At 62.9% G+C, this 13,179-nt stretch carries 13 protein-coding genes and 1 tRNA gene; 9 read left to right on the top strand and 5 right to left on the bottom strand.

Features of this window, described 5'->3' with window-relative positions; genetic code table 11:
• Window positions 1-113 precede the first annotated feature (113 nt).
• Both K8P10_RS11780 and K8P10_RS11775 read left to right on the top strand, forming a co-directional pair.
• A complete protein-coding gene (locus K8P10_RS11780) occupies window positions 114-1,958 on the top strand; it encodes a phosphoenolpyruvate carboxykinase (GTP) (protein WP_224779100.1) in 1,845 nt (614 codons plus the stop codon).
• Between the two features lie 155 nt (window positions 1,959-2,113).
• Window positions 2,114-2,187 (top strand) — tRNA-Leu (locus tag K8P10_RS11775).
• Between the two features lie 106 nt (window positions 2,188-2,293).
• Here the strand turns inward: K8P10_RS11775 and fbaA are convergent.
• Both fbaA and K8P10_RS11765 read right to left on the bottom strand, forming a co-directional pair.
• On the bottom strand, window positions 2,294-3,316 hold the full coding sequence (fbaA, locus tag K8P10_RS11770) for a class II fructose-bisphosphate aldolase (protein WP_224779099.1): 1,023 nt from the start codon (window positions 3,314-3,316) through the stop codon (window positions 2,294-2,296).
• Window positions 3,317-3,358: 42 nt separating this feature from the next.
• Entirely contained in the window at window positions 3,359-4,366 is a 1,008-nt protein-coding gene (locus K8P10_RS11765) for a LacI family DNA-binding transcriptional regulator (RefSeq protein WP_224779098.1), read from the bottom strand.
• 164 nt (window positions 4,367-4,530) lie between these two features.
• Here K8P10_RS11765 and K8P10_RS11760 point away from each other — a divergent pair, with 164 nt between their 5' ends.
• Genes K8P10_RS11760 through K8P10_RS11740 form a run of 5 tightly spaced genes read left to right on the top strand, consistent with a single transcriptional unit; the run spans window position 4,531 to window position 9,081 of the window.
• Window positions 4,531-5,556, top strand: coding sequence for a substrate-binding domain-containing protein (locus tag K8P10_RS11760; protein ID WP_224779097.1), 1,026 nt, complete (start codon window positions 4,531-4,533; stop codon window positions 5,554-5,556).
• Between the two features lie 43 nt (window positions 5,557-5,599).
• Window positions 5,600-6,607: an ABC transporter permease gene (locus K8P10_RS11755; protein WP_224779096.1), complete on the top strand. Its 1,008-nt coding sequence runs from the start codon at window positions 5,600-5,602 to the stop codon at window positions 6,605-6,607.
• Window positions 6,608-6,634: 27 nt separating this feature from the next.
• Window positions 6,635-7,465, top strand: a complete 831-nt coding sequence (locus tag K8P10_RS11750; RefSeq protein WP_224779095.1) for an ATP-binding cassette domain-containing protein — start codon at window positions 6,635-6,637, stop codon at window positions 7,463-7,465.
• Window positions 7,458-8,369, top strand: a complete 912-nt coding sequence (locus K8P10_RS11745) for a PfkB family carbohydrate kinase (RefSeq protein WP_370632013.1) — start codon at window positions 7,458-7,460, stop codon at window positions 8,367-8,369. The genes K8P10_RS11750 and K8P10_RS11745 overlap by 8 nt, the downstream gene beginning before the upstream one ends.
• Before the next feature lie 46 nt (window positions 8,370-8,415).
• Window positions 8,416-9,081, top strand: a complete 666-nt coding sequence (locus tag K8P10_RS11740) for a nucleoside/nucleotide kinase family protein (protein ID WP_224781278.1) — start codon at window positions 8,416-8,418, stop codon at window positions 9,079-9,081.
• 35 nt (window positions 9,082-9,116) lie between these two features.
• On the opposite strand, the gene K8P10_RS11735 is transcribed toward K8P10_RS11740, so the two are convergent.
• The 3 genes from K8P10_RS11735 to K8P10_RS11725 form a co-directional block, all read right to left on the bottom strand.
• Complete coding sequence (locus K8P10_RS11735) at window positions 9,117-9,842, bottom strand: amino acid ABC transporter ATP-binding protein (RefSeq protein ID WP_305069229.1); 726 nt, start codon at window positions 9,840-9,842, stop codon at window positions 9,117-9,119.
• Window positions 9,839-10,513 (bottom strand): amino acid ABC transporter permease, encoded by a 675-nt coding sequence (locus tag K8P10_RS11730; protein ID WP_224779094.1) that lies wholly within the window; start codon window positions 10,511-10,513, stop codon window positions 9,839-9,841. Before K8P10_RS11730 ends, K8P10_RS11735 begins: the two co-directional genes overlap by 4 nt.
• Window positions 10,514-10,581: 68 nt before the next feature.
• Window positions 10,582-11,433 carry a transporter substrate-binding domain-containing protein gene (locus tag K8P10_RS11725; protein WP_224779093.1) on the bottom strand — a complete coding sequence of 284 codons (852 nt, stop codon included), beginning with the start codon at window positions 11,431-11,433 and terminating at the stop codon, window positions 10,582-10,584.
• Between the two features lie 294 nt (window positions 11,434-11,727).
• Here K8P10_RS11725 and K8P10_RS11720 point away from each other — a divergent pair, with 294 nt between their 5' ends.
• Both K8P10_RS11720 and K8P10_RS11715 read left to right on the top strand, forming a co-directional pair.
• Window positions 11,728-12,285 carry a LemA family protein gene (locus tag K8P10_RS11720; RefSeq protein WP_370632012.1) on the top strand — a complete coding sequence of 186 codons (558 nt, stop codon included), beginning with the start codon at window positions 11,728-11,730 and terminating at the stop codon, window positions 12,283-12,285.
• A 21-nt stretch (window positions 12,286-12,306) separates the two neighbouring features.
• On the top strand, window positions 12,307-13,176 hold the full coding sequence (locus tag K8P10_RS11715; RefSeq protein ID WP_224779091.1) for a M48 family metalloprotease: 870 nt from the start codon (window positions 12,307-12,309) through the stop codon (window positions 13,174-13,176).
• The last annotated feature ends 3 nt before the right edge of the window (window positions 13,177-13,179 follow it).

The raw sequence follows: 13,179 nt of genomic DNA, 5'->3' as shown, positions 1-13,179 counted from the left end.
TCTTGACTATACGTGAAAAAGTCCGAAAATTGACATCCACTTTCGTGATCCCACGCTCTGGCGGCTCCGCACAATAGAAGAGAGGCAACTTTCCACCTGAAGGAGACCACCCTATGAGTTCAGCCGCACTGATTGAGTCCCCCTCGATCGCGGACCTCGTCGCCGAGGATGCGAAGACCGACAACCCCGAGGTGCTGCAGTGGGTGACGGAGATCGCCGAACTCACCGAGCCCGACTCGGTGGTGTGGTGCGACGGTTCGCAGGAGGAGTGGACGCGCCTCACCGGCGAGATGGTCGCAGCCGGATCCCTGATCCCGCTCGACATGAATCTCCGCCCCGGAAGCTTCCTGGCCCGCTCGCACCCGAGTGATGTCGCCCGCGTCGAGGACCGCACCTTCATCTGCTCCGAGCGGGAGGAGGACGCCGGTCCGACGAACAACTGGAAGGCTCCCGCCGAGATGAAGGCGGAACTCGAGCCGCTGTTCCGGGGCTCCATGCGCGGCCGCACCATGTACGTCGTGCCCTTCTCGATGGGACCGGTCGGCGGCGCGATCTCGCAGCTCGGCATTGAGATCACCGATTCCCCCTACGCCGTGCTCAACATGCGCATCATGACCCGCATGGGTCAGCCCGCTCTCGACGGCATCGTTCCCGGCAGCGAGTGGGTGCGCACGGTGCACTCGGTCGGCGCCCCGCTCGCCGCAGGCGAAGCGGACTCGGCGTGGCCGTGCAACGATGTGAAGTACATCACTCACTTCCCCGAGACGCTCGAGGTCTGGTCGTACGGTTCGGGCTACGGTGGCAACGCGCTGCTGTCGAAGAAGTGCTTCGCACTTCGCATCGCGAGCGTCATGGGCCGCAACGAGGGCTGGCTCGCCGAGCATATGCTGCTCCTCAAGCTGAGCAACACGGATACCGGCCAGGCGTACCACCTCGCCGCCGCCTTCCCCTCGGCCTGCGGCAAGACCAACCTCGCCATGCTCCAGCCGACGATCCCCGGCTGGAAGGTCGAGACCATCGGCGACGACATCGCCTGGTTGCGCCCTGGCCCCGACGGCCGTCTCTACGCCATCAACCCCGAGGCCGGTTTCTTCGGCGTCGCCCCCGGTACCGGTGAGTCGACGAACCCGACGGCCATGGACACGCTCTGGGGCAATACGATCTTCACCAACGTGGCGCTCACCGACGACGGTGACGTGTGGTGGGAGGGCAAGACCGACGAGGTCCCCGATCACCTCATCGACTGGCGGGGCAACGATTGGACGCCCGCAGCGGGGACGCCTGCCGCGCACCCGAACTCGCGCTTCACGGTGCCGATCCAGCAGACCCCGATGCTCGCGCAGGACTGGTACGAGCAGGACGGCGTGCCGCTCGATGCGATCCTCTTCGGCGGCCGCCGCGCGACCAACGTGCCGCTCGTCGCCCAGTCGCTCTCCTGGGAGCACGGTGTGTTCATCGGAGCCACCGTCTCCTCGGAGAAGACGGCCGCCCAGGAGGGCACCGTCGGCGAGCTCCGCCGCGATCCCTTCGCGATGCTTCCGTTCTGCGGCTACAACATGGCCGACTACTGGGGCCACTGGCTCGAGATGGGGGAGCGCCTCGGCGAGAACGCACCCGAGATCTTCCAGGTGAACTGGTTCCGCAAGGGCGACGATGGCCGCTTCCTGTGGCCGGGATTTGGTGAGAACTCCCGCGTCATCGACTGGATCGTGCGTCGGGTCTCCGGCGAGCACGAGGGTCGTGAGACCGCGGTCGGCACCGTGCCTGCTGAGGGTGAGCTCAACCTCGACGGCATCGCGATTCCGGCCGAGGACATGGCCGAGCTCTTCGCGATCGACGCCGACTCCTGGCTCGCGGAGGCGGATCTGACGGAGGAGTTCTTCGCTCAGTTCGGTGACCGCGTTCCCGCTCAGCTCCGCGCACAGCTCACCTCGCTGCGCGAGCGACTCGGCGCCTGACCCGCGCCCCGCACAGACCTGCGGGCGGCCGATACCGCCCGCACCCAGACGTGGACCCCGTGTTCTGCCCAGCACGGGGTCCACTATTTTGTCCACTCGCTGCAACCATCGGGCGGCGCATGGCGACACGTTCGCGCCGTTAGGATTGCAGGGACGCCCCTATAGCCCAACCGGCAGAGGCAGCTGACTTAAAATCAGCGCAGTCTGGGTTCGAATCCCAGTGGGGGCACCGCTTCGGGCGGCAGGCAGGGCCTGATGCGTGCGATGCGCCCGGCCGCATCTGCGGCTACTCAGGGAGCGGAGCTGGGTGGGGCACCGCTGAAGCGCCTGTCCTTCTACCGGAGGGCGTTACCCGCAGATCCCAGTTGTTCTGCCGCTTCGACCACTCGTGCGGCCATGGCGTCCTCGGCTGGTTTGCCCCAGGAGCGGGGATCGTATGCTTTCTTGTCTCCGTAACCGCCATCGACCTTGAGAACGCGGTTCCAATTCGACAGCATGTGTCTAGCGATCGAACTCGTGAACGCGTACTGGGTGTCAGTGTCGATGTTCATTTTCACGACGCCGTGTCTCACCGCGGCTGAAATCTCCTCCGGGCTTGAGCCAGATCCGCCGTGGAACACCAGGTCGAACGGACGGTCGCGACCGACTTCTGCGCCGATCTTCTTCTGTATGTCTCCGAGGATCCCCGGACGGAGGTGGACTGAGGCTGGGTTGTAGACTCCGTGAACATTGCCGAAAGTGAGGGCTGTGAGGTATCTGCCTCGTTCGCCGATGCCGAGTGCTCGGACCGTGGCTCGAGCATCATCGACGGTTGAGTACAACTCGTCGTTAATCTCGTGAGCGATCCCGTCCTCCTCTCCGCCGACGACACCGACCTCAATCTCGAGAATCGTGTGGGCTCGCTCACTCAGTTCGAGTAGCTCTTCGGCGATTCTGAGGTTCTCAGCGAGCGGTATCGCGGAGCCGTCCCACATGTGAGACTGGAAAAGTGGGTCCAGTCCCTGCCGCCGACGTTCGAGCGAGTCTTGCAGGAGAGGGCGGATCCAGTCGTCGACGTGTGCAGCGGGGCAGTGGTCAGTGTGCAGGGCGATTGTCACACCGTAGTCCTGTGCAACCTCGTGAGCATAGAGTGCTAGAGCTTTCGATCCCTTGGCGCGATCCTGCACACGCGAGCCAGAGAGATAGAGGGCGGTCCCCAGCGAAACCTGTATGATTCCATCGCTTTCGGCCTCGGCGAACCCCTGGAGCGCCGCGTTCAGCGTCTGCGAACTGGTGACGTTGATGGCGGGAAGAGCGAAGCCGCGGTCCTTCGCCTGATCAATCATCTCGCGGTACCTTGCAGGAGTTGCGATTGGCATGGGAGTCCTCTCAGTGTGGGGTCGAGTAGAGCCCGGATTGGGTTAGCCCTCGGGGGAGCAGCCGCATGACGTCCTGCGATGGAACTCGGTGTCGATGACTTGGTGCTCGAAGGAACGATCGGATCCCGAGATTCGATCGAGGAGTGTGTCGACAGCATTTGCGCCCATCTTTGCCACGTTCTGCGCGATAGCGGTCAATCCGGGATGAAAGAGATCGCTCCATTCAAAGTCGTCGTAGCAGGCGAGCGCTATGTCTCCGGGAATAGTCAAGCGCGCGCTTTGTATCGCACGGAGAGTGCCGATGGTCATGGCATTGTTCAGAGTGACAATGGCCGTCGGGCGAGAGTCGAATTGTAGGAGCTTCTCGACTGCCACCTCTGCTGTGTCGACCCGAGAGTCTCCGCTCACTACGAGCGTCTCGTCCACTGGGATGCCGTGCCGGGCGAGAGCGGCGCGGTAGCCGCTCTCGCGCTCCGTGGAGGAGTTGAGACCGACGCTGCCGGTGATCGCCGCTATTCGTCGGTGCCCGTGCTCGATGAGGTGTTCGGTGAGCATTTCGGCTGAACGGATATTCTCGGGAGTGACCTGGTCGCAGTTCATGTCGAGACTGCGGTCGATGAGTACGAGCGGGACCTCCGATGAGGCGAAGAGGTCGCCGGCCGCCTCCTGGAAGCTCGCGGAGGGAGCAGCGATCAGTCCATCGACTCGACGCTCGAGGAGCGACTCGATGACGCGACGCTCCATCCCTGTTTCATCATGGCTGTCCCCCAAAACGAGAACATAACCCGCCCCAGAGACCCGGCGTTCGATCGCCTGCAACAGAGGACCGAAGTATGGATTGGTGAGGCCTGAGATCGAGAGACCGAGCGTGTTCGAACTGCCGCCTGCGAGAGTTCGGGCCGCTGTATTGCGGCGGTACCCCAGGTCGGCGACCGCTTGTTCGACTCGTCGTCTGGTTGCCGGGTCGACATGTCTCGTGCGATTGAGCACGTGTGAAACGGTGCTCGGGGAGACGGCGGAGACACGTGCCACGTCAGCCATGGTCGCCATGTTGCCCCCTCGCATCCTGACACCGAAGCCGAAGTACTCCGGCACACATCACGATAGCAGCGGAACGCTACTGACGAAAGCGCTTGCGCAAGCGCTTTCGTCTCGGCTATGGTGATCGCGAACACACGGATCTGTGGTGTTCGGAGACCGAAGGAGTTCTCAATATGAAGAAGCATCTCTCGCAGCGCTGGCTGGTTCGCGGGGCCGCGGTGTTCGCGGTCGCAAGCTTGCTCGGCACTACAGCATGTAGCGGTGGAGGCGACGGGGCCGGAGATAGTGAAGCCGGCGAAGACGTCAAAATCGGACTGATCACCAAGACCGACTCGAACCCGTTCTTCGTCAAGATGCGCGAATCTGCGCAGGAGACCGCGGAAGCACAGGGCGCGGAACTCATCGCTCTCGCCGGTGAGTTCGACGGCGACAACGAAGGCCAGGTCGCTGCGATCGAGAACCTGGTGAGCCAAGGCGTCCAGGGGATCATGATCACCCCGAATTCTTCCTCCGGTATCCTCGCCGCAATCAAGCAGGCGCGTGATCAAGGTGTACTCGTCGTCGCGCTCGACACAGCCACCGATCCGGAAGATGCTGTTGACGCCACGTTCGCGACCGATAACCACGCAGCGGGTGTCGCTCAGGGTTCGTGGGTGAAGGAAAGCCTCGGCGATGAGGATCCCCAGCTTGTCATGCTCGATGGCACGCCTGGCGGTACGGTGGACACCTTCCGACATGACGGCTTCCTTGAGGGGATGGGTCTTGAAGAAGATTCTCCCGAGGTACGGGGCATGGAGAACACCAACGGCGATCAGACCAAGGCCCAGACTGCCATGGAAAACTTGCTCCAGCGTGTCCCTGATGTCAATGCCGTCTACACGATCAACGAACCCGCGGCAGCAGGCGGTTACGCAGCTATCAAAGCGGCGGGCAAGGAAGACCAACTTCACATGGGGTCGATCGACGGCTCGTGCACTGGAGTCGAGAACGTGAAAAACGGTGTCATCGGTGCGACGGTGATGCAGTTTCCCACGAAGATGGCCGAGCAGGGTGTTGAGGCTATCGTCGCGTACGCCGCTGATGGCACCAAGCCCGAGGCCGGATTCAACGACACCGGGTCAGTGCTGATCACCGATGAACCTGTCGACGGCCTCGAGTCAGAAGACACCACCTGGGGCGCAGAGAATTGCTGGGGGTGACGACTTGGCGCGAGGTTAGCCAGGCGACAGCGGGAGGCGCACCGTGAATACATCCACTCCGACCATGGCGATGCCGGCGCAGGCAGAGCAACGCGGACGCTGGAGTGCCGCCCGGATCGTGCGCGCGCCGCTGTTCGGCTCGCTCATCGCGCTCGTAGTGGCGATCATCATATTCAGTGTGCTCTCTCCGAGCTTCTTGACTCTCGCCAACTTCTCACTCATCCTGCAACAGTCAGTGGTCATCGGCACGCTCGCGGTGGCTCAGACGCTGATCATCCTCACAGCGGGAATTGATCTCTCGATCGGTTCCATCGCGGTGTTCGGCACCATCGTCCTCGCTCAGGCATCCGGGGCCATGGGGCCGGTTGTCGGTCTGTTGCTCACCCTCGTCGTATGCGTCGCCTTCGGTGCGATCAACGGGGGCCTGGTGACCGTGCTCCGGTTGCCTCCGTTCATCGTGACGCTCGGTGCGTTTACCGCGATCGTCGCGGCTACCCGGTTACTTGCGGGCTCTCAGACCTTTCCGGTCTCCGACCCGGTGGTCGTATTCCTCGGCACTTCATTCCGTATCGGAGGATTCACGACCACCTACGGCGTCATAGCCATGCTGCTTGTCTATATCGTGGTGGGGTATGCGCTCACGCAGACGGCGTGGGGTAAACACGTCTACGCGGTCGGTGGGAACCCTGTCGCGGCACGGCTCTCAGGGGTGAGAAGCCAACGCACCATCTTCACCGTCTACCTGCTCGCAGGTGTGATAGCGATGATCGCTGCATGGGCCGCTCTGGGTCGGATCCCGAACGCCGACCCCAACGCATTTCAGAACGCCAACCTCGAAACAATCACGGCAGTGGTGATTGGCGGTACGAGCCTCTTCGGTGGCCGTGGTGGAGTGCTCGGAACGCTCATTGGCACGCTGATCGTCGGTGTCCTGCGCAACGGACTCACATTGGCAGGCGTCGATAATCTCTATCAGAACATCGCCACTGGCATCCTCGTGGTCGTCGCCGTCGCGGTCGATCAGTTCATGCGGCAGAAGTCCACCCGGTAGCGGTGTGGAGATTGAGGAGAAGACATCATGAGTGAAACTCTTCACTCGACAGGACCAGCTTCCCACGCAGGATCGATTCATGAGATCGCGTTGCAGGCCAGGGGACTCGTCAAACGCTACGGCAGCGTCACAGCCATCAACGGCGCGGATTTCGACCTCAGGCAGGGCGAGGTCCTCGCAGTGATCGGAGACAATGGCGCTGGCAAGTCCAGTCTGATCAAAGCGCTCGCCGGTGCCATCGTTCCCGACGAAGGCGAGATTCGACGCAATGGCGAAGTGATGCAGTTCAAGAACACCGGAGACGCCCGATCATATGGCATCGAGACTGTCTATCAGGATCTTGCAGTGATCCCGGCACTCGATATCGCATCCAATTTGTTTCTCGGACGCGAGATCCGTCGAAAAGGGATCATGGGAAGCCTCTTCCGGAGACTCGATATGCCTGCGATGCGCGAGGAGGCCGCTCAGCACTTGAAGGAGCTGAAGATCGGCATCACATCGGTGACGCAGCCTGTGGAAACGCTCTCCGGGGGCCAGCGTCAGGGCGTAGCGGTGTCTCGCGCAGCTGCCTTCGGTAAGGGCGTCATCATCATGGACGAACCAACGGCGGCACTGGGTGTGCGCGAGTCCGGTCAGGTAATGGAGTTAATTCGCACGATCCGTGATCGCGGCGTCCCGGTCGTGCTCATTAGCCATGACATGCCCCGAGTGTTCGAGGTCGCCGATCGCATTCATGTCCATCGGTTGGGTAAGCGCGCTGCGGTCGTTGACCCCTCGGAACGAGGAATGTCGGAGGTCGTCGCTCTTATGACCGGGGCCGAGCGCCCGACCGAACTTGAGGCCGCCGGCGGTGAGTAAGGGAGCGACGCCCGTGTCGGTCTCTGGGCTGTTCGTAGGTCTCGCGACCCTCGACGTTATTCATCGCATCGACGAAACCCCCGGCCCGAACGAGAAGGTCACCGCGACCCAACAGTTCGTGGCCGCGGGCGGGCCTGCGGCAAATGCTGCGGTCACGTTCGCGGCGCTCGGAGGTCGCGCCACGCTGCTCACTGCGCTCGGATCCGGTCCCGTCGCAGAGATGATTCGAGCGGAGCTGCGTAGCGTCGGAGTGCGCGTCGAAGATGTTGCTCCGAATATGGCGGACCTCGCTCCGGTGTCCTCTGTTTCAGTGCTTGAATCAACCGGCGAACGTTCTGTGGTCGGGGGCGACGCGGCACGGTGGTCAGTTCCCACACCTTCGGAGGAACTGGTGTCTTCTGAAGTTCGTAACGCCGACGTTGTGCTCTTGGACGGGCACCACCCGGAAGCCGCTCGGGCAGTCGCGGGTGAGGCTCGGCGTCGGGCGTCACCGACTGTGCTCGATGCGGGACGATGGAAGCCCGTAATGTCGGACCTCATCCCGCAGGTCAGCGATGTGGTGGCATCGGCTGACTTTCGCATGCCAGGCACGACCACGGCGGAGGAAACTGGGCGCGAGCTTGTGGCTGCCGGAGTTCCAGTCACGGCGGTCACCTCCGGAAGTGAACCCATAACCTGGTGGAGCGGCGGATCGAGCGGAATCGTCGCCGTTCCCGATGTCGAGGCGGTCGATACACTGGGCGCGGGCGATGTCTTTCATGGGGCGTATGCGTTCGCGCTAGCGCGAAGCGCCAGTATCAAGCAGCGGCTTGTATTCGCGAGTGAGATCGCTTCGATTCGATGCGCGATGGTCGGTCCGCGGAGTTGGCTCAATGCGATCTCCCGCGTCTCATTGACTCAGTGACCATCAGACGGCTGTCGATATTCAAGTTGTGAAGGAACCGGTAAAGATGCTCCCTGCGGGCGAAATGTCAATCGACGATCTGACGGAGCGAGCTCGGCGTCTCGCTTCCACCGGTCGGCGTTATCTGTTGGGAATTGCAGGCGCGCCGGGGTCGGGAAAATCGACGCTGGCGGAACAGCTGGTGGCTGTGTTGGGCCCCGAGCTCGCAGTGCTGGTCCCGATGGACGGGTTCCACCTCGCGAGCGAGGTGCTTGCGAAACTCGGACGTCAGGAACGCAAGGGGGCGCACGATACCTTCGACGCCGCGGGCTATGCGTCACTTCTCTGGCGCATTCGTGGTCAGCGCAACGCAGGAGAGTCGGCGTCCGGTCCCGATCCTCTGATCTATGCGCCTCGGTTCGACCGCGGCCTCGAAGAGTCCGTGGGTTCGGCCATCGCGGTCGCGGAGCGCGTCCCCCTCGTGGTGACTGAGGGGAACTATCTGCTGCTCGAGGAGAATCCGTGGTCCCGCGCTCGAGCCGCTCTCGACGAAGTCTGGTTCCTTGCGCCACCCGAGGAACGGAGAATCCGTCAGCTCGTGGCTCGTCACGAGCGCTTCGGACGCTCCTCCGAGGAGGCCTGGGAGCGTTCACTCGGAAGTGACCAGCGCAACGCGGAACTCATCACCGCATCCGCTGGAGCGGCCGATCTCATCGTACGCTTGTCAGAGTGAATTCTGGCGGCGCGGGATAGTCTCCGTCACGCGTCTCACAGCACCTTGTTCAGGAATGCCTGGGTGCGCTCGTGCTGCGGGCTGTCGAAGATCGCTGCCGGCTCACCCGACTCCACCACGACCCCGCCGTCCATGAAGATGACGCGGTCGCCAACCTCGCGGGCGAAGCCCATCTCGTGGGTGACGACGACCATCGTCATGCCCTCCTCCGCGAGCGACTTCATGACGGCGAGCACGTCGCCGACGAGTTCGGGGTCGAGGGCGCTGGTGGGCTCGTCGAAGAGCAGGATCTTCGGCTCCATCGCGAGGGCGCGCGCGATCGCGACGCGCTGCTGCTGGCCGCCGGAGAGCTGCGCGGGGTAGGCGTTCTCCTTCTCTGCGAGGCCGACTTTCTCGAGCAGTGCACGACCGCGTTCCCTGGCTGCGCTCTTCGAGATGCGACGCACCTGCATGGGGGCGAGCATGACGTTCTCGATGACCGATTTGTGGGGGAAGAGGTTGAACTGCTGGAACACCATGCCGATCTCGGTGCGCACGTCATCGATGTTGATGCGCTTATCGGTGAGGTTGTTGCCATCGATGATCACCTCACCGCTCGTGATCTTCTCGAGCATGTTGAGGCACCTCAGGAAGGTGCTCTTGCCCGATCCTGACGGGCCGATCACGCAGACGACTTCGGATTCGGCGATGCTGCAGTCGATGCCCGCGAGCACCTCGTTGTCTCCGAAGGACTTGTGCAGGTCTTTCACTTCGATGATCATGCGACTCTCCGCTCCAGGCGCTTTTCCATGACGTTCAGGATCTTCGACAGTGTCAGGGTGATGACGAGATAGAACGCGGCAACGGTGGTGTAGATCTCCACGGCGTTGAAGTTGCTCGCAGCAATCATGCGGCCCTGGAAGATCAGTTCCGGCACCAGAATGACGGACAGCAGTGAAGTGTCCTTGATGCTGATGATGAACTGGTTGCCGAGCGGCGGGATCATGCGCCTGAACGCCTGCGGCCAGATCACCTGGAGCATGGTCTTGTGGTGACTCATGCCGAGGGAGCGCCCCGCCTCCATCTGCCCCTTGTCGATGGACTGCACGGCTCCGCGCACGACCTCGGCGATGTAGGCGCCCGAGTTCAGAGCGATCACGATGATGCCGGCGACGATCGAGGGGAGGGTGTAGTTGATGATGAGCGGGAGCGCGAAGTAGATCCAGATCGCCTGGACCAGTACGGGCGTGCCGCGGATGAGTTCGACGTAGGCGGTGCAGAGCCAGTAGACGGGCTTGAACTTGGTGATTCTGCCGAGCCCGACGAAGGCGCCGATGACGAAGCCGATGCCGATGCCGACGACGGAGACGAGCAGCGTGTAGTACAGGCCGGTGAGCAGTGCGGGCAGGAAATCGATGACTCCGGCCCAGTTGAAATTGGCGAGTGCGTGCATGGGGGTGACCTCTCGCGTCGGGGCGAGGACGCATCGCGCCCTCGCCCCGACTCATGGAGTGTGGTGGATTATTCCTCGGACGCTTCGTCTGAGGAGGATCCGATCTCGTCGAGCCACGTGGGCTGCTCGCCGAACCACTCTTCGTAGATCTCGGCGTAGGTGCCGTTCTCGATGAGCGTGTCGAGTGCGTCGTTCATCGCGGTCACGAGATCCTCGTTACCCTGCGAGACGGCGACACCGTAGAACTGCGCCTCGTAGAGGTCGCCGACGACCTTGAGGTCGGTGTCGGTCGTGTCGATGTAGTACTCGACGTTCGGGGCGTCGTAGAGGAGCGCATCCGCGGATCCACCCTCGACGGCGAGGTACATCTGGTCGAGCTGTTCGAACGGCAGCGCTTCGGCGTCCGGAACATTCTCGGCCAGGTAGTCGAGCGGCGCGGAGCCGAGACGCGACGCGACCGTGAGGCCCGCGAGGTCCTCGATGCTCTCAACGGAGTCGTTCGACTCGGGAACCGCGATGCGGGTGCCCGACTTGTAGTACGGGTTGAGGAAGTCGACGGCGTTCTTGCGTTCATCGGTGATGGTGATTCCGGCGATCGCGATGTCGAAGGACCCCGTCTGCAGACCGGGAATGATGCCGTCGAAGTTGGTGACCTCAAGGTTCACGTCGAACCCGACCTCATCGGCGATCGCGTTGATGATGTCCATGTCGAAGCCGACGTGCTCGCCGTCCTCCTCGAACTCGAACGGGACGAACGAGCTGTCGGTGGCGACGGTGTAGCTGTCCTCGAGGTTGCTGGGATCCGCTTCACCGGATTCGCTGCCTCCTCCGTCTCCGCCGGCGCAGCCGACGAGACCTGCAGCGAGGGTAACGGTGGCGAGCGCGGCCACGGTGGTGGATCGGCGAGTGCGTGAGATCACAGGAAGAGCCTCTCTTCATCGGGGGGTCGTTCTCCCCAAAGTTAGGGACGGGGCGTCACACCTGTCAAAGCGGGAGTACCGGAATCATGCGCCAGACGGGGTGGTCGGGCCTCCGGTCGACGATTCACTCCCGCGGATTCACCGCACTCGATCGCTCGCGCGTCGGGTAAGGTCACATTCCGATACCGATGGCGCGAAGAACGCCGTGAACTCCGCCGGAATCCCAGCTCGGAGAAAGGCATCGCACAGCCAATTCGCCACACGCGAGGTTAGGATCGAGGCATGACTGGTTCCATGATCGCCCTCCTCGTTGCGCTCGGCATCGTCGTCATCCTCGTCATCTACGTGTGGGCGACGTATAACTCGCTCGTCACGCTCCGTGTGCGTGTCGACGAGGCCTGGAGCGACATCACGGTGCAGTTGAAACGTCGAGCGGACCTGATCCCGAGTCTCGTTGACACCGTGAAGGGGTATGCGGCGCACGAACGGGGGGTCTTCGAATCCGTCACGTCGGCTCGCGCGGAGACGCTGTCCGCTCAGGGGCCCGCTGAAGCATCGGTCGCCGAGAACCACATGCAGGAGGCGCTGAAGAGCATCTTCGCGGTCGCGGAGGCGTACCCGCAGCTCCAGGCGAGCCAGAACTTCCTGCAGCTGCAGGGGGAGCTCGTCGACACCGAGAACAAGATCCAGGCGTCGCGCCGCTTCTACAACGGCGGCGTGCGCGAGTTCAACACGAAGATCCAGGTGTTCCCGAACACGATCTTCGTGCGCGGCATGGGGTTCAAGGAGCGCGACTTCTTCGAGGTGGAAGACATCGCCTCGATCTCCGAGCCGCCCCGAATCCAGTTCTGATCCCAGCCACAAGGAGGAGCGTTGTACCGGGCCATTCGGCGCAATAAGGTCAACAGTGTCCTGATCATCCTGTTCTTCCTGCTCATCGTGGGTGGACTCGGGTGGCTGGCATCGGTGATCTACCAGTCGCCAGGCATCGTCATCGCGGTCGTGGCGATCTCGCTCGGCTACGCGCTCTTCCAGTACTTCGCCGCCGGGCGTCAGGCGATCTCGATGAGCGGCGCGACCCGGATAGGACCTGAGGATCACCCGAGGCTGTACCGGATCGTCGAGAACCTCTCCATCACCACCGGATCCCCGATGCCCGAGGTGTACATCGTCAACGATCCCGCTCCGAACGCATTCGCGACGGGTCGGGACCCTCAGCACGCCATGGTGGCGGCCACGACGGGTCTGCTCGAGATCATGACCGACTCCGAGCTCGAGGGCGTTATGGCGCACGAGCTCGGGCACGTGCGCAACTACGACATCCGCGTCAACATGATCGTCTACGGCCTCGTGGTGGCGGTCGGCATGATCGCCGACATGATGATGCGCATGGCCTTCTTCGGGCGGAACAACAACGGCAACCCCGTCATGCTCATCTTCGGCCTGGTCGCGATGATCGTCGCACCCATTCTCGCGACGCTCGTGCAGCTCGCCGTATCGCGCCAGCGCGAGTACCTCGCCGATGCGACCGGAGCGCTCACGACCCGCCACCCCGAAGCGCTCGCGAGCGCGCTCCACAAGCTCTCCGAGTACGGCAAGCCGCTGCAGCGGCAGAACTCGAGCATGGCGCACCTCTGGATCGCCGATCCGCTGAAACCCGGCATGGTTCAGCGTCTGTTCGCGACCCACCCCCCGATCCCTGACCGTATCCGCCGACTGCTGGACAACGCAGACCGCTTCTGACCC

The organism is Leucobacter sp. Psy1 (genome assembly GCF_020096995.1).
Taxonomy (GTDB): Bacteria; Actinomycetota; Actinomycetes; order Actinomycetales; family Microbacteriaceae; genus Leucobacter.
This window is presented reverse-complemented; position numbering and strand designations above follow the sequence as displayed.